Annotated in this window: 22 protein-coding genes and 1 riboswitch; of the genes, 14 read left to right on the top strand and 8 right to left on the bottom strand. The window is 43.3% G+C overall.

Translation table 11 applies throughout. The features are described 5' to 3' along the window. Positions 1-101: 101 nt before the first annotated feature. The 7 genes from CSW98_RS07555 to CSW98_RS07525 form a co-directional block, all read right to left on the bottom strand. Positions 102-806, bottom strand: a complete 705-nt coding sequence (locus CSW98_RS07555) for a DUF445 domain-containing protein (RefSeq protein ID WP_100799859.1) — start codon at positions 804-806, stop codon at positions 102-104. A 227-nt stretch (positions 807-1033) separates the two neighbouring features. Continuing rightward, positions 1034-2209: a cystathionine beta-lyase gene (gene metC / locus CSW98_RS07550; protein ID WP_100799858.1), complete on the bottom strand. Its 1176-nt coding sequence runs from the start codon at positions 2207-2209 to the stop codon at positions 1034-1036. 12 nt (positions 2210-2221) lie between these two features. Continuing rightward, positions 2222-3781: a tripartite tricarboxylate transporter permease gene (locus tag CSW98_RS07545; protein WP_100799857.1), complete on the bottom strand. Its 1560-nt coding sequence runs from the start codon at positions 3779-3781 to the stop codon at positions 2222-2224. A gap of 15 nt (positions 3782-3796) precedes the next feature. After that, the gene (locus CSW98_RS07540) at positions 3797-4258 is read right to left on the bottom strand and encodes a tripartite tricarboxylate transporter TctB family protein (RefSeq protein WP_100799856.1); all 462 of its coding nucleotides are present in this window, start codon (positions 4256-4258) and stop codon (positions 3797-3799) included. A gap of 56 nt (positions 4259-4314) precedes the next feature. After that, the gene (locus CSW98_RS07535) at positions 4315-5274 is read right to left on the bottom strand and encodes a tripartite tricarboxylate transporter substrate binding protein (RefSeq protein WP_100799855.1); all 960 of its coding nucleotides are present in this window, start codon (positions 5272-5274) and stop codon (positions 4315-4317) included. 324 nt (positions 5275-5598) lie between these two features. After that, positions 5599-6288, bottom strand: coding sequence for an IclR family transcriptional regulator (locus tag CSW98_RS07530; RefSeq protein WP_198517306.1), 690 nt, complete (start codon positions 6286-6288; stop codon positions 5599-5601). Between the two features lie 107 nt (positions 6289-6395). Further along, the gene (locus tag CSW98_RS07525) at positions 6396-7268 is read right to left on the bottom strand and encodes a LysR family transcriptional regulator (RefSeq protein ID WP_100799853.1); all 873 of its coding nucleotides are present in this window, start codon (positions 7266-7268) and stop codon (positions 6396-6398) included. Between the two features lie 101 nt (positions 7269-7369). On the opposite strand from CSW98_RS07525, the gene CSW98_RS07520 reads away from it, so the two are divergent. Further along, positions 7370-8584 (top strand): MFS transporter, encoded by a 1215-nt coding sequence (locus CSW98_RS07520; RefSeq protein ID WP_100799852.1) that lies wholly within the window; start codon positions 7370-7372, stop codon positions 8582-8584. 54 nt (positions 8585-8638) lie between these two features. Here CSW98_RS07520 and CSW98_RS07515 read toward each other — a convergent pair whose 3' ends face one another. After that, a complete protein-coding gene (locus CSW98_RS07515; RefSeq protein ID WP_100799851.1) occupies positions 8639-9781 on the bottom strand; it encodes an MFS transporter in 1143 nt (380 codons plus the stop codon). A 174-nt stretch (positions 9782-9955) separates the two neighbouring features. On the opposite strand from CSW98_RS07515, the gene CSW98_RS07510 reads away from it, so the two are divergent. The 13 genes from CSW98_RS07510 (at position 9956) to CSW98_RS07450 (ending at position 21376) form a co-directional block, all read left to right on the top strand. Next, positions 9956-10762 carry an HAD family hydrolase gene (locus tag CSW98_RS07510; protein WP_100799850.1) on the top strand — a complete coding sequence of 269 codons (807 nt, stop codon included), beginning with the start codon at positions 9956-9958 and terminating at the stop codon, positions 10760-10762. A gap of 137 nt (positions 10763-10899) precedes the next feature. Next, positions 10900-11670, top strand: a complete 771-nt coding sequence (locus CSW98_RS07505) for a DeoR/GlpR family DNA-binding transcription regulator (RefSeq protein WP_100799849.1) — start codon at positions 10900-10902, stop codon at positions 11668-11670. A gap of 68 nt (positions 11671-11738) precedes the next feature. Beyond that, positions 11739-12560, top strand: a complete 822-nt coding sequence (locus CSW98_RS07500; protein ID WP_100799848.1) for a histidinol-phosphatase HisJ family protein — start codon at positions 11739-11741, stop codon at positions 12558-12560. Between the two features lie 91 nt (positions 12561-12651). Next, positions 12652-12751, top strand: a riboswitch (TPP riboswitch). A 57-nt stretch (positions 12752-12808) separates the two neighbouring features. Then, entirely contained in the window at positions 12809-13672 is an 864-nt protein-coding gene (thiD, locus tag CSW98_RS07495; RefSeq protein WP_100799847.1) for a bifunctional hydroxymethylpyrimidine kinase/phosphomethylpyrimidine kinase, read from the top strand. A 59-nt stretch (positions 13673-13731) separates the two neighbouring features. After that, entirely contained in the window at positions 13732-14208 is a 477-nt protein-coding gene (locus CSW98_RS07490) for a hypothetical protein (protein ID WP_157810361.1), read from the top strand. A 257-nt stretch (positions 14209-14465) separates the two neighbouring features. After that, positions 14466-15116 (top strand): CoA transferase subunit A, encoded by a 651-nt coding sequence (locus CSW98_RS07485; RefSeq protein ID WP_100799845.1) that lies wholly within the window; start codon positions 14466-14468, stop codon positions 15114-15116. Between the two features lie 5 nt (positions 15117-15121). Next, complete coding sequence (locus tag CSW98_RS07480) at positions 15122-15778, top strand: 3-oxoacid CoA-transferase subunit B (RefSeq protein WP_100799844.1); 657 nt, start codon at positions 15122-15124, stop codon at positions 15776-15778. Then, positions 15778-16128: a cupin domain-containing protein gene (locus tag CSW98_RS07475; RefSeq protein ID WP_100799843.1), complete on the top strand. Its 351-nt coding sequence runs from the start codon at positions 15778-15780 to the stop codon at positions 16126-16128. Before CSW98_RS07480 ends, CSW98_RS07475 begins: the two co-directional genes overlap by 1 nt. Positions 16129-16156: 28 nt before the next feature. Beyond that, positions 16157-16972: an SDR family NAD(P)-dependent oxidoreductase gene (locus CSW98_RS07470; RefSeq protein ID WP_100799842.1), complete on the top strand. Its 816-nt coding sequence runs from the start codon at positions 16157-16159 to the stop codon at positions 16970-16972. A gap of 27 nt (positions 16973-16999) precedes the next feature. Beyond that, a complete protein-coding gene (locus tag CSW98_RS07465) occupies positions 17000-17953 on the top strand; it encodes a 3-hydroxyacyl-CoA dehydrogenase family protein (RefSeq protein ID WP_100799841.1) in 954 nt (317 codons plus the stop codon). Positions 17954-18044: 91 nt separating this feature from the next. Next, positions 18045-19013, top strand: a complete 969-nt coding sequence (locus tag CSW98_RS07460) for a cyclase family protein (protein ID WP_100799840.1) — start codon at positions 18045-18047, stop codon at positions 19011-19013. Positions 19014-19127: 114 nt separating this feature from the next. After that, positions 19128-20312 (top strand): acetyl-CoA C-acetyltransferase, encoded by a 1185-nt coding sequence (locus tag CSW98_RS07455; RefSeq protein ID WP_100799839.1) that lies wholly within the window; start codon positions 19128-19130, stop codon positions 20310-20312. A gap of 140 nt (positions 20313-20452) precedes the next feature. Further along, the gene (locus CSW98_RS07450; protein WP_100799838.1) at positions 20453-21376 is read left to right on the top strand and encodes a beta-keto acid cleavage family enzyme; all 924 of its coding nucleotides are present in this window, start codon (positions 20453-20455) and stop codon (positions 21374-21376) included. Positions 21377-21394 lie beyond the last annotated feature (18 nt).

Genomic DNA, 21394 nt, shown 5'->3' with positions numbered 1-21394 from the left:
TGTTCTAACCCCGTTTCTTCTATGGAAGTACGGGGTTTATTAGTGCGAATTGATAGTGATATTGAACTGTTGCCTACTTTCTTTATTATTTCCGGGAAAGGTTAAGCGATAAAAGAAGAAAGGATACCTATCAGACCACCAAAAACACCGCCCCAGACAACAAGCCAGCCCAGATGTTCTTTAATCATCTTTTGTACCATTTCTTTTACCAGTCCAGGTGTTAATTCCTGTAGACGTTGGTCGATGATATTTTCGATATTTTCCCGGATTTCATCCATCATTTTTGGCTGCTCAAACTGATCTTTCAGGGCATTTTTTACAGCCTCACTCTGGCTGATTTCAATGACAGATTCTTGCATCTTCTCTACAAAAGGTTGTTTCAGTGGTTGCAGGGCATCGGTACCACCAAACATAGCTAACATCCCACCGAATGGTGAGTTAGCAATTACTTCCACAAGAGCATCGAATGTCGGGTTGAAGTCGATACACTGGATAACTGGTTGCAGATCAATTTTAATATTGCCGGCCATCTCTTTATTCAGAAAACGGTCGATGTTATCACCGGTAAAAAATTGTTCCATCATCAGGGTCTTGATGGCTGTTTTAAATTCCTCGAAGCGAGCCGGGATAACCCCAGAGCCATAAAGCCCCGGGACTTTCTCAAACAACATATGAATGGCAAGCCAGTTAGTAATGGCTCCGGAAAAGGCAAATAGCCCGGCGTAAAGAACCAGCTGACTGTCAGTCTGATAACCTGCTGCAAGCAGCAGGATTGCGATGATATTGGTAAGGAAACTTTTGTTCATGTTCAAGCCGTTATCTGATTAGATGAAAATTGATGAGATTTTAGAAAAGATAATGGGATAAAGGAAGGGGGTAACGCTCTGTGGCTGCTCAGTTTCTCGTTTGAGTGATGGGATAATGTGCAGTTACGTTTTTATTTTTTCTCAGCAAGAATATTCCCAATCATTACTTATGCCCCGGTTATACCAGGGCTTTTTTAGTATGAGAAAATGTATAGAGTTATTCAATATTAAAGTATAGATGAACACATGGACTGTTCGATATCTGCGATTAAATCAGTGACTGATTCTAAACCAATATGAAAACGTATCATCTGGCCGTGGTTACTCCAGTTAGTTTGAGTTCTGATAGCTACAGGATTGACAACAGACGCTAGGCTTTCAAAACCTCCCCATGACGCACCTATGCCGAACAGCTGTAAATTATCGACAAAAGCTACGGCTTGTTCTGCAGTTACGGTCTGTTCAAACTCGATAGTGAGCATACCATTAGAGCCAGTAAAGTCCCGTTTCCATATATCGTGTCCTGGGTGATGGGGAAGTGCTGGGTGATAAACAGTTTTAATAATGTCTTTTTGCATGAAAAAATCTGCAATAGTGAGTGCGCTTTGTTCGTGAGCCCGGAGTCGGATATCTAGAGTCCGCATTCCCCTAAGAACTAGATAGGCGTCATCAGGAGAAGTCGTCATCCCCAGAACTTCTGAGGCATTTCCAAAATTTGAGAATTCCTGTTCATTACAAACTACAGCTCCCATGACGACATCAGAATGACCACACAGGTATTTGGTTGCCGCTATGATTGAAATATCAGCACCATGCTTGAGAGGGTTAAAAAAGTATCCTGAGCCATAGGTGTTATCAATGGCAACAGGTACACCATATTTATGAGCGATGGCTGTAATTTTCGGCAAATCAATCAGTTCGTATAGTACTGATGCTGGAGATTCACACAACACCAGACAGGTTTCCGGACGAATTTTTTTATACAGATCGGAACAGTCTGCATTTAAGAATTCAATCTCAGTATTGTATTTTTCCAGATACGTGTCACAGATTTGTCTTACTGGAGCATAAATGCCATCAGTAATTAGAATATGACCGCCGTTTTTAGCATAGTGAAGTAAGACTGTTGCAAGGGCGGCTAGCCCTGTCGGAAATAATTGAGTCCGGTAGCCACCTTCCAGAGTCGTAATCATATTTTCTAGTTCAATATTAGTTTGTGTCCCTCTTGCGCCATAGCTTAATACTCGTTCAGTTTTACGTGCTTCGCGGTAATGGTTCCATGTGGCTGTATCTTTAAATAGGATAGTACTTGCCCGCATTACAGAAGGGTTAACAGGGTATCCTGTTGTTGTATCATTTATTTGTCGTCCACAATGAATCAGGGCTGTTTTTTTAGTTGTCATATAATGATCCTATTAATTATTTTCAGCAGAACATAGATGAATATTGGTACGGGTTTTATTTATAAATTTCATTATTGGTAGTAATGTAAATAAAATGCTGGCTATCATTAGACTGGCGCTGATGGGGTGATTGTAAAAATCAAAGAATATTAATAAATTTCCATCAGAAAGTGTCATTGAATTTGAAAATGAATCTTCTAGTTGTTCTCCTAAAACTAAGGCAAGAATAAGTGGGGATGTCTGTATGCTAAACTTATTAAGAAGATAACCAAATATTCCGGATGCTACTGCAACCCATATGTTGAAAATAGAGTTACCGTCAGCATAAGCACCACTTAAGCATAGTAATATAATGGTTGGAACCAAAACAAATTTAGGTAGCTTGTAAATTAATCCAGAGACATATTTTACTACAACAATCGCGAAAGGTCCCATCACGAGATTAGCAACAAAAAATGCACAAATTATCATCCATGCAATATCTGCGTTGTTCATAAATAGAAGGGGGCCGGGCACCATGCCATGAATCATCAGAGCGCCAATAAATAGTGCAGAAACTGAGTTTCCCGGAATACCGAGTGCCAATAGTGGTACCATAGAGCTTGCCACAACGGCATTATTAGCGGCTTCGGGTGATGCGATACCTTCTGGTGTACCTTCTCCCCATTCAGTGGCATTGTTATTTTTAGAAAATTTATGTTTATATCTATTTGCGGCCTGATTATAAGCAAGATAAATAGCCATAATCATTCCTGCACCAGGCAGGACACCAACAACGTTACCAATAGCGGAAGCTGTGCACCAGGTTGGTAGCAGGCGTTTAATTAGTTGAGAGTCCGGTAGCAGGCTTCCTTTGATTCGGGGGATCTCTTTTAATGCTTGCTGATTTCTTTTTGAACTAAGAATGTCTTCTACCAGTTCAAGAGCAGCAGTAATGCCGAATAAACCAACTAACATTGGCACAAAAGGGACGCCCTCATATAGGTTTGGGTTATCAAAGGTAAAGCGTGGATAACCGGTTTCGAGGCTCAGGCCCACAGTTGCTATCATTAGCCCCAGAATTCCGGAAAGGAAGCCCTTCAGAACATTTTTTTCCAGCATTCCGATTACGGCTGACAAGCCAAGAACGCAAAGAGCGAAGTTTTCTACATAACCGAATCGGAGAGCAAATCCAGCTAAAGTGGGTGCAAAAAACAGGAGTACCAGTGAAGAGGTTAATCCCCCGAAAACAGAGGACGAAACAGCAATAGAGACAGCGGTATTGGCTTTGTCTTTTCTTGCCATTGTATTTCCGTCAACAGCGGTTAATACAGCTGATGCGGTTCCCGGTACCTTGAGCATAATTGCTGGAATCGAGCCTCCGACTGCTGTTGCACAATATACTCCGACCATTAGAGCCAAAGCTGATCCTGGTTCTAGGGCGAATGAGAAAGGCAAAAATACAGCAAAGGCAATATTTTCATTTAGACCCGGAACTGAACCAATAATAAGTCCTAAAAATACCCCTAATAGTAAAAATGCTATTGTGATTGGGGCAAATAAAGTTGAAAAACCGAGTAGAATAGTATCCATAATATTATCCTGCCTTTACATTAAAAAGTGTTCTGTTAGCGTATTTAATGGAAGAGGAACATCGAAGATGACTCCGAATAGAATAAAAACAGAAAATACAATTAAGGTGGTGATTTTAATATTATTTACCTTATTTTTTTCGCTAATAAATATGAGTATTAAGAAAACAGAAATAAGACTCGATAATAGATAACCAACGTTAAGAGAGAGAAATGTTACCCATATACACATTAGACCGATAATCAGGAAAGGGCCTCTTATTTTAACCAGTATTTCTTTGATATTTTCTTGTTTTTTGCTTTTATTCTTCATGGCTTGAATTATAAAAGACAGACCTAAAATAATAATCAGAGCAGACAGCAGCATAGGATACGCTCTGGATGTAGAATCAAATCCCTGACTCTGACCGTAGCTCCATCCGCCACATAACATTAAAAAAAGACCAAGCCAGATATCTTTTGACTGTAGTGGTTGCATCCTTTCCTCCTAAATCATTAAAGGGGCACGGATAACCCCGTGCCATATATTTATTGCTATTCTGTTTTTGCGATTTTCTTAATCAGGCTTTCTGTTAAGGAATCATAGCCATCGATAACGGCTTTGTATCCGGATGCATCCTGATATGACAGAGGGAAGCCTTGAGCCTTCATTTTCTGAATATAACCCGGGTTTTGGTTTACTTTACCCATTAAATCAGAAAGATAGGTTACAATTTTTGGTGAAGTTCCTTTAGGAACCGCCCAGCCACGGAATGTTGCCCATTCGTTGACATTGAGTCCGCTTTCCTTCCAGGTTGGAATATCAGGCTGGTCAATCATTCGCTCTGGAGTTGCGATTGCCAGTAAGCGAATTTTACCTGCATCTATTTGTGGTTTGGCTTCACCATATGGCCAAAGCGCTGCATCGGCATGCCCACCAAGTAGAGCTTGTAATTGTTTACCAAACCCTTTGGTATGGATGAATTTAAGATTCAGACCCGCATTTTCGATGATAGCCATGCCGGACAGGTGGTGAGACGTGGCGTTTCCTGCTTCAGTAATGTGAATATCTTGTTTTTTTGCTAATTCGATAAACTCTTGTATGTCATCAATATCTGAATCGGATGCTACTGCGATTACTTCTGGATCGTAGTTGTAGAGTGCGACAGGTTCGAAATCACTGACTTTATACGCAACCGGTTTTAACTTTGGGTTGGTGACTACGGAGCTTGTCATTGCCAGAATCGTGTAACCATCAGGTTCTGCTCGTGCAGCATAGGTCTGGCCTACCACCCCGCCTCCACCGGCGCGGTTCTCAATTTTTATTTTAGTGTCATTCAGTTCTTCATTTGCGTATTCAGCAATAATCCGGGACGTTGTATCAACACCGCCCCCAGGAGTGAATGGTACAATAATACGAATATCTTTGGACGGATAGTCGGCAGCCTGCGTTTGCGAGAATAGAGTGCAAGAGATGGCAATAGTGAGAATTTTGATGATTCCTGCTTTTTTCATTACGATTTCCTTTTCGTTTCATTCAATGAAATACGTTTGGTCTGATGACACTCTAGCATTAAGGAAAAAATAATTTCAATAGAAAATTTGGATATATTTACATCACCCAATTTTGGTGCGCTTGTGTTATTTTGGTGCGAAATAATATTTTTTATATTAAATGCGGAGTTAGAGAGATATATTCATATTAAGAGCAACAAGAAAGAATTTATTTGGTGCAGAATATGTTTCTTCGATCTGATTAGATAAATGATAGATTTTTCTTAGGCAACGATAAAACGTCAGCAGATATATAAATGTTATCTGCTGAGCTTTGTATAAAGATTAAGCTTGTGTGTGCAGTCCTCCCCGGATCATTTCGGCACATATCAATTGATAAATATCCGCCATCCGTTCTTCAGATAGTCGGCTGATTACTCCGGCAACCACGATGGCTCCTTCGAGTTTTCCATTCGTACCAAAGACAGGGACGGAAATAGAAGTTTGTTCTGATTCTCGTTCACCAGCGGTAACACAATACCCTTTTTGCCTGATGTCCTCTGCTTTTGTCGTTTTTTTACCGAGATAGTAACGTAGGATATGGGAGGCCGAACCACCTTCGCTAAGAGGAATACGATCACCGATCAAAAAACGATGCTGAATGACACGGTTGGAGTTTCTGGCGTAAATACACAGCCTGTCATCACCTTCGTCGACATAATAAGCGACGCTTTCATTGATACTTTCGCTGATACGTCGGACGACAGCTTCAATCTGTTCAGATGATTCAAACAGTGCGTTGTAACGAGCCCCTAATCGGCTGGGAAGTATTCCTACTGAGTAAGTTCCATCGTCATTTCTTACGATGTAATGATAATCTTGCATCACTGCGAGTATGCGCAGTATGGTGGATTTATTCAGTTCAGTGCTTTCCGCAATATCTTTCAGCTCTAGCTTTAATTGACTGGAAGTAAAACAGTTCAGAACCAGCAATCCTTTTTCTAATGCGCCAATGGTGCTTTTTTCTGTTGTCATTGTGATTTTACCTGGCAAATAACATTTCATCATACAGAATCCAAACAGTGACTACCACCTGAGAAATATTGCAGTAGGAGTAATCATAGGGTTTATGGTGAAAAGTATCAGGATACATATTGCTTGGTAAATTCGATAAATGCTCTGTCAGCGTATGACAGGTATGCATTTTTTCTCCATGCCAGCGCCAGATCTAGATTCACCGTAGGATGGAAAGGTATTCCTGTTACTCCGGGTTCATTATCGGTAACGAGTTTCAGCAGAGCTGTAATAGCATGTTGGTGTCGAACCAGACTTAATATCATTGACAATAAGTTGGTTTCGTAAGCGATGTCAGGCTCAATATTCTCCTCCCGACAGGCGTTATCCATGAATTCCCGATGGAAATATCCAGGCTTGAACATAACCAGCTCATGGGAAAAAAATGTCCGGAAATCGATCTGTTTGTGCCCAGCTAAAGGGTGATTATTACTAACTGTCGCCACCATTTGAGAGGAGAACAGTGGGTCTGTTTCCAGACTATTCGGAACATCCTGATTAAGGATTACACCGATATCCAGCTCACCATCTAATAACATTTTTCGGACTGACTGTATCCCGGCATCAACAACGGATATCTTCAGGTGAGGGTGTGTCTTTTTAAAGGCCATGATGACCTGAGGGAAAAAATAGGAACCCATCATGCTTGGAGCACCAAGCCGGACTTCCCCTTTCATCAAACCTTTCATTTCATCAATGGCTAATCTAGCGTCTTCTACTTGTTGAAGTATCCGAACGGCGTGTTCGTAGAGTACTTTACCCTCGTCAGTCAGATTCGCTTTGCGCTCATCCCGCTTAATCAATTGTACTCCTAGCTGCTGTTCGAATTTTTTTATAGAGATGCTGAGTGCAGGCTGTGCGATATGCAGTTGTTGTGCTGCATGAGTAAAGTTGCTCACGTTAGCCACAGTAACGAAATGTTTTAACTGGCGTACATCCATAATAAATAAAATATATCACATCGATAAGTTTAATATATTTTATTAATTTAGTGGCTGTTGATAAATTTGTCCACATTCTTATGTAGTAACGGAAAATTATTATGGTTGGTACAGGTTCCAGGCATTACCGGGTTATCGCTTTATGCTTGGCGTTCGCGTCATTTATTGTGTTTTGTAATATTTATCTTTTTCAGCCAATGCTTCCGCATATGGCAGAGCATTATCAGGTATCATCAACCATAGTGAACTGGCTATTTGCTGCTGCAACGTTGACTTTGTCGATCGCATTACTACCCTGGGCGATAGCTTCAGAAACTTATGGCCGTCGCCGTATCATGTTAATTGGTCTGATGATGTTACCTTTTCTGGAAATTAGCATGGTATTTGCTGATTCCTGGTGGTTTTTAGTATTTGCCAGAGGCTGTATCGGAATAGCGGCTGCTGCATTTAATGCTGTTGCGGTTGCATATATGGTTGAAGAGTTGACACCGGATGCTTTTGTGAAAGCGATTGGTATGTATATTGCGGCTAACTCTTTGGGAGGGATTAGTGGTCGCTTGCTAGGCGGCATCATGACAAGCCTGTTAAGCTGGCAAATGGCTGTGATAGTGATGGCTGCGGTCAGTGTTGTTGGTGCTATAATGGTGTTCTGGTTATTACCAGAACAGAGAAACTTTAAACCAACTAAGAGAAAGTTATCACTGCATATGCAGTCGATTCTGGAAAATTATTCTAACCCTATTCTCAGTTTAGCCATGCTTATTGGAGCAATTAATTTTGCTCTGTTTGTAAACCTATATTCCGTTATGGGCTTTCGTTTAGCTGCCGAACCTTACTCCTTACCTGTCGGTTTAACTTCATTGATTTTTATATGCTATCTGGGTGGGACGGTCAGCTCTAACATGACAGGTATCTGGAAGAAAAAATACAGCTCTATGACGGGGATGGTACTTGGAGCATTAATCAGTATGTCCGGTATGATTATCGCAACTATTGAGAGCATTCCGGCAATGTTAGCTGGTTTGCTTCTAATTAGTTTTGGTGCTTTTTTTACCCATACGCTTGCTTATGGATGGGTTGGGCAACATGCAATAAAGGCAAAGGCGACAGCAACGGCTCAATACTTGGTGAATTATTATATTGGGGGAAGTGCTGGTGGTTTTTATCTATTGTTCTGTTGGCAGCAAGGTGGCTGGGAGGTGGTCGCTCTTGGAGGCGGTGTACTTTATGCATTATTGTTTATCGTGGTCTGGTTGCTCTGGCGAATTGAATTGAAGGCCAATAGAGCACAGCATATACCTGTTGAGATTATTTAAATTTATAAATGGGATGTTGCTTAAATCGACATCCCATCCATGTCTGCCATTGGATTACACTCGAATTCTGCGGCTTAGCAACATAGCGATAAAAATCAGACACACTACCGCATAAAGCGCATTTACCAGGCCAAATAACTCAGAGCCAAAACCAACCAAGGCCGGACCGGCTAAGACCCCTATGTAAGCAATGGTCGAAACAGCCGTTACTGCTAAGGATTCCTTCATCACATTTTGTTTTCCGGTAGCAGAGAACATGATCGGTACTATATTTGAGCAACCAATGCCAATTAAGGTATAGCCAATTAAAGTGCTTTGCCAGTAATCAAATGAAAGGCTGACGAAGAAGCCAAGCATTGCGGTTGTTGTTCCCAGAATTATCATGCGCTTTGCACCGATAAAACTAACAGCGCGGTCACCCAGTAACCGGCCAATGGTCATCGCTACTGAAAAACAGGCTACCCCTAATCCAGCTGAAGTCGCAGGAATAGAACGGTATTCGCTTAGGAAGATCCCACTCCAGTCAAGAACGGTACCTTCGGCCAGAAAGAAAATAAAGCAGACAATACCAATAATAAGCACGGGTCCTTTCGGTAAAGCAAACAGTGGACCTTTCTCTTTCGATTTGTCGGTTCGTAAACCGGATTGGGTCGTAACCAGAAGCATCAATACAAACAACGAACTCAACAGACAAGCCGCCATCACGGTTAATCCCAGTGATAGTAGCATGGTCAGAATCAATGCTCCGCACATGCCACCTAGACTATAAAAGCCATGGAAACCAGACATCAGGGGTTTTTGTGCCTCTTTTTCTACCACAACCGCCTGGATGTTCATGGTGCAATCAGTTATTCCGATAAAGACACCAAACAGAATCAAAGTGATAGCCAGAAAAAACCACGAATTGATCAGGAGCAATAGTGGGAATAGTGTCACAAACCCCACTATGGATATAAGTAATACAGGTTTACATCCATATTTACCGGTACAGATCCCAGCCAGAGGCATTCCCAATAATGCGCCGGATCCCAAACACAGTAACATTAATCCCATGGTGCCATCGCTGATTTGCACGTTTAATTTCACAAAAGGAATTATCGCCGCCCAGGCTGCGGTGACAAATCCGGTACCAAAAAACGCTGAACGTGTTGCAATTCTGTCCAGATGAGCACGAGGCATTAGCAGTGCTGACAACATAGGATCTCCTGTTTTTAAGTGAAAATTGAGTTAAGACATGCAGTGGCATGATTATACATAAAAATCGGTCAATATGAACACATAAAAACATTTTAATGTTCATTTGTTGATGTTTTAGTTTGTCTGTGTTCTTATGGTGAGCAATTAAACCGTTTACAGAAACAGAGGTACACAATGATCAAACTTATTATCACTGATATGGATGGCACTTTCCTGAACAGTCAGGGTGACTACAACCGTGAATTATTCCAGAAAGTCGTGGCAACAATGTGTGAGCACAGCGTAAAGTTTGCACCATGTACCGGTAAACAAGTTGAGCGGGTTGAAGAGTTACTGGGTGAACAAAGCAAAGATTTTTGGATCCTGGGAGACAGTGCAACCCGTATTAAGCATCAGGGAGAATATGTTTACCAGTCCTTACTTAATAATGCGTTAGGATTAGATATTATTGGCCAGCTAGAGGCCATAGACGGTTCGCATATTGTTATCGCCTGTACCCCCGAATACGCCGTTATCAAGCAAGATACGCCTGAGCATCTACGTACTTTGGTCCGGCGTTCTTATGCTAGAGTAAAATTGGTCGATGCCTATGATGAGATTGATTCTGACTTTGTGAAGATCACGGTTTATGATGAAAATAAACAATGTCCCGCTATCCGACCTCAATTATCTCACTTTGATGATTTAGCGTATATCGTGGTTTCTGAAGCTGCGTGGATAGACATCGCAAACGCTGGCGTGCATAAAGGTACCACCGTAGAAAGGCTGCAATCTATGGTAGGGGCAACAAAGGCGGAGACCATGGTATTCGGAGATGGTTTCAATGATATTGAATTGATGGAATGTGCGGATTTTAGTTTTGCCATGCGTAATGCCTTTGATGAAACTAAAGCTGTTGCAAACTACATTACCCGTTCTAACGATGAAGATGCGGTGATGCATACAATATTACAAATTCTGGCTCTACAGGAAAAAGGGTAATTCATCTATTCCGGTGACATAACGAAAAGTATAACTGCTTGAATAGCCTAATTCTTGTTCTATAAAACGAACAGATATGAACATTTATGATGAGCAGTTTATACTGCACGCAGTACATGAATGACGGAGATCGGATAATGGATAAATTTTCACCAGAAGAACGCTATCAATTGATTCTCAATCTACTCAAATCTCATAACAAAGTGATGGCTGCCGATTTAGCCGTTCAATTGAGCACCACAGAGGCTACGATTCGTCGGGACTTGCGTTTTCTTGCTAATGAAGGGTTATGCAAACGTATCCACGGAGGGGCTCTATCGCTTGCCCCTCCAACAGGGACGCAGGAGCAACGGCTGGAAAATCATAACAGTGAGAAGCAGGCGTTGGCTGTTGCGGCTTTGTCTATTATCAAAAAGGAACAGGTGATTTTTCTTGATGCGAGCAGCACTCATATGTTGCTCGCCAGCCTCCTTCCAAACAACATTGGATTAACGGTTGTCACCAACAGCCCGGCTATCGCTTCCCGTTTACTTGAGCGGCAGCATATCAGGACGATTCTTCTTGGCGGGGAGCTTAACTATGCAGTGGGTGGTGCAATTGATATTACCGCCGCAGAAGCGTTGAATAAATTCCGTTTTGATCTGTGCTTTATGGGGATTTGTGGCTGGTCTTCAGATGTTGGATTCACGGCGATTCATTATCAGGATGGGGAGTTTAAACGTCTTGCTGCTTCTCGCTCCGGTGCCATTATCGCTCTTTGTACCGATGACAAAATTGAAGCATTAGCTTCTTATCCGTTTTTACAATCTCAGGATATCGATTATCTGGTTTGTTCTCCCGGAAATGTAGAATTACAGGATCATTTTTCCCAGTTAGATTGCACTGTTATTATCAGTAATGAGATCTGATAATGATACGTGAACCGCTGTTGAATTCTCTACTTAGCCAAAATTTATTCAGTTAAAGGAGATACCGAATGTATATTGATTACCATGTTCATACAGATTTTAGTGATGATTCTATTTACCCAATAGAAGAGGTTGTGCAAAAAGCCATTTCTCTGGGTATTGAGGAGTTGTGTTTTACCGAACATGTTGATCATGGTGTAAAGCCTCAAGCACTTTCCTATCAGAAAGGGCTGATGAATACAGGAACAAACTGTCATTATGAAAGCTATCAGAAAGAATATTTATCTCTAAAGGAAAAATATTCTAGGGCGATTTCTCTGAAATTTGGTATTGAGTTTGGCATGCAGACACATACGATTGCCGAATTCCAGAAAGATTTTGACCAATATCCATTTGATTTTGTTATTTTGTCCTGCCATCAGGTTGAAGATAAAGAATTTTGGACACAAGAATTTCAACAAGGAAAAACTCAGGAAGAGTTTCAGACACGTTATTATGAAGAGATACTCAGAGTTATTAGTGTCTATAAAAACTACAGTGTGCTCGGGCACTTGGATATGATTAAACGTTATGATGAATATGGCAATTATCCATTTAGTAAAACACGGGATCTGATAACGAAAATCCTTAATATGGTTATTGCGGATGGTAAAGGTATCGAGATAAATACCTCTAGCTTTAGATATGGACTAACCGATTTAACACCTTCCCGCGATATTCTTCGCTTATATAAAGAACTTGGCGGTAAAATACTGACAATCGGTTCTGATTCACATCAAGAAGAACATCTCGGCTATCAGATTCAAGAAATCAAAGAAGAGCTAAAATCATTGGGATTCCGGTCATTTTGTACTTTTGACAAAATGGTTCCCATGTTTCATTGCCTTTAACGCTAAGTGTTCAATATTAATGCCTCAACATTATCTATATGATGGATCGACTGAGGATATCTAAACCTGATAAAACCGGTTATTATTCACAACAACATAGTCGGGGTGCCGAAAGGCTGAGATTGCATAGAGCGAGACCCGTTGAACCTGATTCAGTTAATACTGGCGTAGGGAACTATCAGTCTTATCGGCAGGAGGGGTTCTTCGGTCGGTAACACAGGTTCCGGTAGTCAGTACAAGGAGCCTACATGTCAGATCCTACCCAGCCTTCTCCGTTACATTCGTCTTTTGTTCCCGTGGTATTGACTATTGCAGGCTCTGATAGTGGTGGTGGTGCTGGTATTCAGGCGGACATTAAAGCTATTTCTGCGACCGGAGGCTATGCCTGTTCGGTAATTACTGCGATTACCGCGCAGAATACGGTGGGGGTTTCTGGAGTATTCCCGGTGCCTGCTGAGTTTGTTGCGAAGCAACTGGATGCTGTATTTACGGATCTGAATATTGCCGCAGTAAAAATCGGAATGCTGGCTGATTGCGCTATTATTCGGGTGGTTGCTGATAAGCTCAGGCAGTATCGTCCATCGTTTGTTGTGGTTGACCCAGTTATGGTCGCAACCAGTGGCGATCCGTTGTTACAGGATTCTGCCATTCGGATCCTGAAAGATGAATTATTCCCTCTTGCTGACTTGGTTACACCAAACATTCCTGAAGGAGCGGTATTGACAGGGATGCCGCTGCCGGTAACCGTGAATCATATGACGAAGATGATTTCCGGATTGCGTCAGCTTGGCGTGAAGGCAGTATTACTGAAAGGAGGGCATCTGGAGCAGAATGAGAACAGCAATGATTTACTGATTTTTCCAGAATATACAAAATTGCTGACAGCAAAAAGAATTCATTCAACGAATACACACGGTACAGGGTGCACGCTTTCTTCTGCTATTGCTTCATATTTTGCTCAGGGATATCACATGTTGCAGGCAGTGACATTGGGCAAGATATATATTTCTCAGGCAATCATTCATGCTGACCAATTAAAAGTAGGTCATGGACATGGGCCGGTTCATCATTTTTTCTGTAACGATAGACAGACAGGCATCAAGAATGAATAAAGTATCTATGTATTATTAATTATCTGACATAAGATGAGTGCTTATTAGGTTAGATATATGTGGGAATTATGAATTACGTTGACTTATTAGCAGAATGTGATGATCTCCGCACAGTGATCCTTCATCCGGATGGATACGGTCATGTTCAGGTTGAAGAACGTTTTTTCGGAAATGAACAGGAAGATCCTGGTTATTTACTGAGAAAAATAGCCGAAACCAATCAATGGGATGGATTTTATACCATGGTTAAAAATAAGCCGGTGAGTTGGTTATCAGAATTGATTCAGCATTTCCCTATGGATAAGCCTTATAGTACTAAATGCTTTATTAAATTACTTACCCTTCGGTCTGAAAGGGATTTTTATATGTTTATGATCTCGCATGCTCATGAGTGGTACTGGGATGAAAATAGTCAAGAATTGAAAAACCAACTTATTAGTATCATCAATACTTGCCTGATATCCGAAAGCCCGGAGTCCATTGAAGCTGAAATTCTGGCAGACCAGCTTGAATGGTTTCAGATGCGACAAAAATAAACCGATAGCAGCCAATCAAATTTTTTAAATATTCATCCTTTAACACTATTTTTATTTTTCATCAGTGGAACGATACCGTTCTGTTGATGAAAAATATCGAGAGTGTTTTGTGAACCAGTACATAAAAAAACAGGATTTGTGAATATTATCATACATTGAATTGCACCGGTGAAAGCCCCCCTTGCATCGGTGCTATTTTGCTATTTCTTATTCAGAGTAGAGTTGAACGCAACTTATACAGAAAGAGACGTTCAACGATGCTTAGAAAAGAGATTTTAACACCTCAACAGGCAGCATCCAAACTTAAAGACGGAATGACAGTCATGGTCGGTGGATTCATGACAGTTGGTACGCCAGAAGGTCTGGTGAATGCCATCGCAGAGTCGGGAGTGAAGAACCTGACTATCATCTGTAACGATGCAGGATTACCTGAAAAAGGTGTCGGCAAGCTGATTGAAAATGGTCAGGTTTCCAGACTGATTGCTTCTCATATTGGCCTGAATCGTATTGCCGGAGAAAAAATGAATTCCGGAGAGATGGAAGTGGAGCTTATCCCTCAGGGGACGCTGGCTGAACAGATCCGTGCTGCAGGTGCAGGACTGGGGGGCGTACTGACCAGAACCGGGCTGAACACCCTGGTGGAAAAGAACAAACAGAAAGTCATGGTTTCTGGTGAAGAATTCCTTCTGGAGAAGCCTCTGAAAGCCGATGTGGCTCTGGTGAAATCCTCTATTACCGATGTGTTTGGTAATACTTCCTTCAATAAAACGACAGCGAATTTTAATCCGGCAATGGCGACAGCAGCAGAGATGGTTTTTGTTGAGCCGGATATGTTGACTGAGCCTGATGAAGCGGATCCTCGTCTGTTTACCCTTCCTTCAGTTCTGATTGATTACATAGTGAGGTAAACAGTATGTCGATGAAAGATTTAATTGCGAAGCGTGTTGCTCAGGAACTGAACCTTGGTGATCTGGTGAATCTGGGAATTGGGATGCCGACTTCTGTAGCTGATTTTGTCCCGGCTGAAAAACATGTCGTGTTTCAGTCTGAAAACGGCATGGTGGGTCTTGACTCAACACCTGCGGCAGGAGAAGAAGACTGGGATCTGACTAATGCCGGGGGGATGCCGGTTACAGCAAAACTCGGAGCTGCCTATTTTGACTCAACGCTGTCTTTCAGCCTAATCAGAGGCGGGCATGTAGATGCAACGGTGCTCGGGGCGATGGAAGTGGATCGTCACGGTAATCTGGCTAATTACATGATCCCTGGAAAAATGGTGGCCGGGATGGGTGGAGCCATGGATCTGGTTAACGGAGCCAAGAAGGTGATCATTATGATGACTCACTGCAATAAAAATGGTGAGCCTAAGATTCTGGATAACTGCACACTGCCACTTACAGCAGCTAACTGTATTGACCTTATCGTTACCGAGCTGGCAGTTATCCAACCTACAGACACAGGACTGCTTCTTAAAGAAATTGCCTACAACACAACGGTTGAAGAGGTGCTAAAGAAGACAGGGACTGAACTTATCGTATCGGAATCATTAAGTACATTTGGAGAAGAATAATGCAAGTAACCCGATTAGAGGATGTCAACGAATATCAGCCACCGTGCCACTTTGGTGTTTCCTGCCTGAAAATTCAGGGAGAAGATTCCGGGCTGACAAAATTCTGGCAGGGCCTGTCCACTTTTTCAGCCGATGGCGGTGCGGACTGGCAGTACGGTGAAGGTACTTTTGGTGCCGCGACAGAAAAAACCTATTTCGTGGTTGACGGACAGATTTCGGTTGAGAACGAAGCCGGAGAGGTATTTGTGGTGAACCGTCTGGAATCCATTTCTATGTTACCGAACGAAAAAAGAAAAATGTGGAACAGCGGTGGTAAAGATGCCGTGGTTCTGGTTACGGTTTCAGCATAAAGAATCAATAAGTTAGAGGTATTTAAATATGACTATGACAGCGACATGGAGCGACGATTTCGCGACCAACTGTTTTGATCTTAAAGATAAGGTAGCGGTAATCACCGGTGGCAACGGAACCCTTGGTGCGGCTTATGCTCAGGCATTTGCCCTGCACGGAGCCAAAGTAGTGGTGACTGCCCGCCGTAAAGAAACACTGGAAGAAACCGTGAAATCGGTTGCGGGTATCGGGGGCGAATGTACCGCTATTACCGGTGATGTAACCAGTACAGAAGCACAGCAGGCCATTGTGGATCAGGTTCATGATATGTACGGGCGTATCGATATTCTGGTGAATAACGCAGGTATGGCATTCCGGGCTCCGGCAGAAGAGATGCCGGTGGATAAATTTAATCAGGTTCTGAATGTAAATGTTACTGGTACGCTGGTGCCGTGTCAGGTATTCGGCAAATATTTTATGAAGCAGGGGCACGGTAAGATCATCAATACCTCCAGTGTTCGTGGTTTCTGTGGTCATCCTGACGGTTACACCGCCTATTCTGCGTCCAAAGCAGCGGTGGACTCTCTGACCAAACAGCTGTCTACGGAGTGGTCTCTTAAAGGGGTTAAAGAAGGTTTTACTATCAATGTAAATGCCATTGCTCCGACTTTGATCAAATCACCACTGACACAAGAAATCTGTGAAGATCCGGTACGTATTGCGCCATTTCTTGCCCGTCTGCCGATGGGACGAGTAGCAGAAACCAGAGATATGATTGGTCTGGTGATGTTCCTGGCCTCCCCGGCTTCTGACTTTATCAATGGTCAGATTATCTACGTGGATGGCGGCTGTACCGCTGGTTAATCAGAGCACTGACACAGGAAGAAAAATATGGATCAAACAGATATTAAAAACATCACGATTGTCGGTGGTTCGGGAATGATGGGCGTAGGGATTGCCCAGATATTTGCAGGTGGTGGCCGCAATGTCACCATTAAAACCCGCAATGTTGCTAACTGTACAGCAGCAGAAGATATGGCGTCTCAGCTGGATATGTTTATCGCTGAAGGCTTAATGGACAGCGTTAAGAAGGATGAGATTCTGGATCGTATCTCAATTACGGCAGATGTGATCGAAGCGTATTCCGATGCGGATCTGATCTTTGAATCGGTTCCTGAGGTGATGGATATCAAGCATGCCACTTTCCGTGAGATGGAAGCTCATGCTCGTCCCGACTGTATCTTTGCATCGGGCACATCGGTGAAATCTATCACTGAGATTGCGCAGGCTGTAGAGAAGAAAGATCGAGTGATAGGTATGCACTTCTGGAACCCTGCTGTGCTGATCCCTCTAGTTGAGGTGATCCGCACTGAAGACAGCCGGGACGATGTGATTCAGGCTGCCATGGGGCTGCTGAGTGAATGTGGTAAGGCTCCGGCTGAATGTAAGAAAGATGTACCAGGATTCCTGGCAAACCGACTGCAACACGCCTTGTGGCGGGAAGCCTTTTACATGGCAGATCAGGGCATTGCGGATCCGAAAACCATTGATGAATGCATTAAAAATTCGTTTGGTTTCCGTATTCCACAACTGGCTCCGTTTGAAAATGCCGATATGGTTTCAACTGAGCTGAGTCTGAATATTCATGACTATATGTTTGAACATCTGTACTCAGGGACAGAGCCAAGTGAAACCCTTAAACAACTGGTGGCAGAAGGAAAGTCCGGATTTAAAACCGGGGAAGGTTTCCAGACATGGACTCCGGAACAGATTGCCCGCTCTAAAGATGGTTTGTTTAAGTATCTGATTGATCAGACCAAGTACCGGCGTTCAGTGGCAAGCTGAACCAAACCGATTTCAGACCGGCTGAGTCGCACCGGAAGGTGAGTTTTGCAGGGCTCAGCCGTTAATACAGTAAAATTCAGGAGTAGTCATTATGACTAAAAATCATAACTTTTTTGCAGGTAAAGTCATTGTCGATCTTTCACATCCGGTTGGTTCCCAGTCACCGCAATGGCCTTATTTCCCTCAGCCGGAAATTACCCGGGCTCATGGCCTGGCTAAGTCAGGTGTTCTGACACAGTTCTTTAAAATGCCAATGCACTGCGGTACGCATGCCGATTCGCCTCGTCATGTTATCGAAACTGAATTCGATGGCCGCAGAGCCCGTTATACCCATGAAATGGATCTGAGTGCTTACTGTGGTGATGCGGTCTGTCTGGATCTTTCTCATCTTGAACAGTGGACGCTGATCAAAGCGGAACATATGGATGAAGCACTGGCTAAAACGGGTGTTACTCATGAAGAGCTAAAAGATATGATCGTTATTATCTATACCGGCATGGCCGGGAAGTGGGACGATTCCAAACAGTATTACCACTATGCGACCGGAGTCGGTGCTTCTGTTGGTAAATGGTGTATGCAGCATGACATTAAGGCTCTGGGTGTGGATCAGCAGGCGCTTGACCATCCTCTGCATACTTCTATCGCAGAGCGCTGTGCCGGAAAGTTGTCGATGAATCTGGAAGGTTACTCAGGTTTGCCATTGAAAGAAGAATATATTGCGAAATTTGGCATTGAAGAGTACGCCCATTTTGACCGTGAACTGTACAAAGAAATCCATGGTGAAGAAGCGTATCAGGAGCTTTATGGTTTGGTGGAAGAAAAAGGCCTGTGTAACGGTGTCTGGGAACCTTGCCACAAGCTGCTGCTGGGTAACGGTAAAGTTGGCTGGGAAAACGTTGGTGGTAATGTCGCCAAGATTGCCGGTAAACGCTGTACCATCATCGGTGTCCCTCTGAATCTGTACTGTGGGGATGGTTCTATGGCTCGTCTGATGGCTGTGATCGATGAAGATCAAGTGAATAATGTGCCGGATCGCGTGTATCCATACGGTGACCACTAACAGGTAATTCCTCTCGTAAGTTTGATTTCATCACCTGACATTTAAGTTCTCCTACCTACCTACTTTGATTTAGGGTGGTGAAATCATTTTTTTTAATATTCTGAGGTTAAGAAAATGAAAGATGTAGTGATTGTCAGTGCGAAACGTACGGCCATCGGGGCTTATCTCGGTGCGTTTGCTGATGTTTCTGCGATTGATTTAGGGGTTGCTGCCGTAAAAGCTGCGATTGAAGCCGCAGGGATTACTCCGGAGCAGGTTGACCACGTTGTATTGGGGAATGTGCTTTCCGGTGGTCTGGGACAGAACCCTGCCCGTCAGGTTGCCAAATATGCCGGGCTCCCGAATGAAAAAACGGCAAATGTGGTGTCGATGGTATGTGGCTCAGGCTTAAAAGCGGTCACAGATGCTGTAAATCAGATCCGTCTGGGGGAAGCTGATATCGTGGTTGCCGGTGGTATGGAATCTATGTCCAATGCCGGGCATGTACTCGGTTCTCACCGTAATGGGGTGAAGATGGGACATTCACAATTGACGGATACCATGCTGAATGATGGCCTGACCGATGCTTTCGGTGGATTCCATATGGGGATCACTGCTGAAAATCTGGCGAAAAAATATGCTATCAGCCGTGAAGAGCAGGATGCGTTTGCGGTGCAGTCACAAAACCGGGCAGAAGCGGCAGTTACCTCTGGCCGTTTTAAAGATGAAATCGTGCCTTATATTATTTCCGGTCGTAAAGGCGATATTGTGGTTGATACGGATGAGTTTCCTAAATTCGGTGCCACGATGGAAAGTGTTTCCCGCCCTAAACCAGCCTTTATTCGCGATGGCAGCGGGACGGTAACGGCGGCCAATGCTTCCGGTCTGAACGATGGTGCGGCGGCTCTGGTACTGATGAGCCGTGAAAAGGCAGAACAGCTTGGCCTGAAACCTTTGGCAACCGTTGTGTCTCAGGCTGCTGCGGGTGTTGATCCTGATATTATGGGTTATGCCCCGGTACCTGCATCTCAGAAAGCGCTAAAAGCAGCGGGATTGAGTGTCGCAGATATGGATCTGGTGGAGGCAAATGAAGCTTTTGCTTCTCAGGCTCTGTCTGTCTGTAAAGGGCTGGATCTTGACCCGGATATTACCAATGTAAATGGTGGTGCAATTGCTTTGGGTCATCCGATCGGTGCTTCCGGTGCCCGTATTCTGGTTACTCTGGTACATGAGCTGAATAAACGTGAACAGCGTTATGGTCTGGCTACATTATGTATCGGTGGTGGTCAGGCTGTCGCCGTTATTATTGAGCGCGGTTAACCGGCGCTATTACAACCCGCATTATTTAATCGATGGATATATTTCAGGCTGCTTCCACAGGAAGACAGTTGCGGATAACTTCACGCCAAATTTAGGATTTTGATTATTTTTGGCGTCATAAACCAGTAAGAGGTAATTCTATGTCTCTAGAAAATAAACGTATTCTGACGGTTGCATGTACAGGTGCATGGCCGAAGAAAGAAATGTTCCCTGATGTACCAGTAACACCTCGTGAGCAGGCGGATGAAATTATTGCCTGCCATGCAGCAGGGGCTTCCATTGCACATATTCATGTGCGAGATGAGCAGCAGAACGCATCCATGAATATCAATGCCTTTCGTGAAACGGTGAGCTATATTCGTGAAGCGAAGTGTGACATCGTTATCAACCTGACCACATCCGGTGGTCTGGGTCTGGAAGATGAAATCCGTATGCTGCCTTTTAAAGAACTGCGTCCGGAAATTGCTACTTTTGATGCGGGCACCATGAACTGGGCAAATACCTGTATCTTTGAAAACAATCCGGTTTTTTTGGGTAAATTAGCGAAAGAAATGCCGCTGGTGAATGTCACTCCGGAAATTGAAATCTTTGATATCGGTATGATCCATAACGTACTTTTTTATAAGAAATCAATTGAAAAAGCCAACGCCAAAGCACGTGAAGCTGGTGAGGCGGAAGCGCATAACCCGTTTGTACGTCCTCACTTCCAGTTTGTGCTGGGGGCTCCGGGGGGAGCACCGGCGGATGTGCATATTCTGCTGCAGATGCTGGATGAAGTTCGCCGTTACTGGGGGGATAACTTTACCTGGGGTGGTTTGGGCATCGGTCGTGGTCACCTACCGATTATTAATGCCTGTATTGCACTTGGTGGACATATCCGTGTTGGTATGGAAGACAACGTTTACTACCGTCGCGGGCAATTGGCGAAATCCAATGTTGAGTTTGTCGAGCGTACTAAGCGCATGCTGGAATGCAATGATCTGGAGATCGCCACACCGGATGAAGCCCGTCAGATCCTGAATCTGAATAAAGCCAACTTCCCTGGCTGGAAGACTTATTCATAGTACCGGTTATGTGTGGCT

The sequence above is a fragment of the Vibrio sp. HA2012 genome, from assembly GCF_002812955.1.
Classification (GTDB): domain Bacteria; phylum Pseudomonadota; class Gammaproteobacteria; order Enterobacterales; family Vibrionaceae; genus Vibrio.
This window is presented reverse-complemented; position numbering and strand designations above follow the sequence as displayed.

Coding starts and splice junctions, on each gene's coding strand:
- CSW98_RS07555 (WP_100799859.1), bottom strand. CDS start 806: ATGAACAAAAGTTTCCTTACCAATATCATCGCAATCCTGCTGCTTGCA.
- metC (WP_100799858.1), bottom strand. CDS start 2,209: ATGACAACTAAAAAAACAGCCCTGATTCATTGTGGACGACAAATAAAT.
- CSW98_RS07545 (WP_100799857.1), bottom strand. CDS start 3,781: ATGGATACTATTCTACTCGGTTTTTCAACTTTATTTGCCCCAATCACA.
- CSW98_RS07540 (WP_100799856.1), bottom strand. CDS start 4,258: ATGCAACCACTACAGTCAAAAGATATCTGGCTTGGTCTTTTTTTAATG.
- CSW98_RS07535 (WP_100799855.1), bottom strand. CDS start 5,274: ATGAAAAAAGCAGGAATCATCAAAATTCTCACTATTGCCATCTCTTGC.
- CSW98_RS07530 (WP_198517306.1), bottom strand. CDS start 6,288: ATGACAACAGAAAAAAGCACCATTGGCGCATTAGAAAAAGGATTGCTG.
- CSW98_RS07525 (WP_100799853.1), bottom strand. CDS start 7,268: ATGGATGTACGCCAGTTAAAACATTTCGTTACTGTGGCTAACGTGAGC.
- CSW98_RS07520 (WP_100799852.1), top strand. CDS start 7,370: ATGGTTGGTACAGGTTCCAGGCATTACCGGGTTATCGCTTTATGCTTG.
- CSW98_RS07515 (WP_100799851.1), bottom strand. CDS start 9,781: ATGTTGTCAGCACTGCTAATGCCTCGTGCTCATCTGGACAGAATTGCA.
- CSW98_RS07510 (WP_100799850.1), top strand. CDS start 9,956: ATGATCAAACTTATTATCACTGATATGGATGGCACTTTCCTGAACAGT.
- CSW98_RS07505 (WP_100799849.1), top strand. CDS start 10,900: ATGGATAAATTTTCACCAGAAGAACGCTATCAATTGATTCTCAATCTA.
- CSW98_RS07500 (WP_100799848.1), top strand. CDS start 11,739: ATGTATATTGATTACCATGTTCATACAGATTTTAGTGATGATTCTATT.
- thiD (WP_100799847.1), top strand. CDS start 12,809: ATGTCAGATCCTACCCAGCCTTCTCCGTTACATTCGTCTTTTGTTCCC.
- CSW98_RS07485 (WP_100799845.1), top strand. CDS start 14,466: ATGCTTAGAAAAGAGATTTTAACACCTCAACAGGCAGCATCCAAACTT.
- CSW98_RS07480 (WP_100799844.1), top strand. CDS start 15,122: ATGTCGATGAAAGATTTAATTGCGAAGCGTGTTGCTCAGGAACTGAAC.
- CSW98_RS07475 (WP_100799843.1), top strand. CDS start 15,778: ATGCAAGTAACCCGATTAGAGGATGTCAACGAATATCAGCCACCGTGC.
- CSW98_RS07470 (WP_100799842.1), top strand. CDS start 16,157: ATGACTATGACAGCGACATGGAGCGACGATTTCGCGACCAACTGTTTT.
- CSW98_RS07465 (WP_100799841.1), top strand. CDS start 17,000: ATGGATCAAACAGATATTAAAAACATCACGATTGTCGGTGGTTCGGGA.
- CSW98_RS07460 (WP_100799840.1), top strand. CDS start 18,045: ATGACTAAAAATCATAACTTTTTTGCAGGTAAAGTCATTGTCGATCTT.
- CSW98_RS07455 (WP_100799839.1), top strand. CDS start 19,128: ATGAAAGATGTAGTGATTGTCAGTGCGAAACGTACGGCCATCGGGGCT.
- CSW98_RS07450 (WP_100799838.1), top strand. CDS start 20,453: ATGTCTCTAGAAAATAAACGTATTCTGACGGTTGCATGTACAGGTGCA.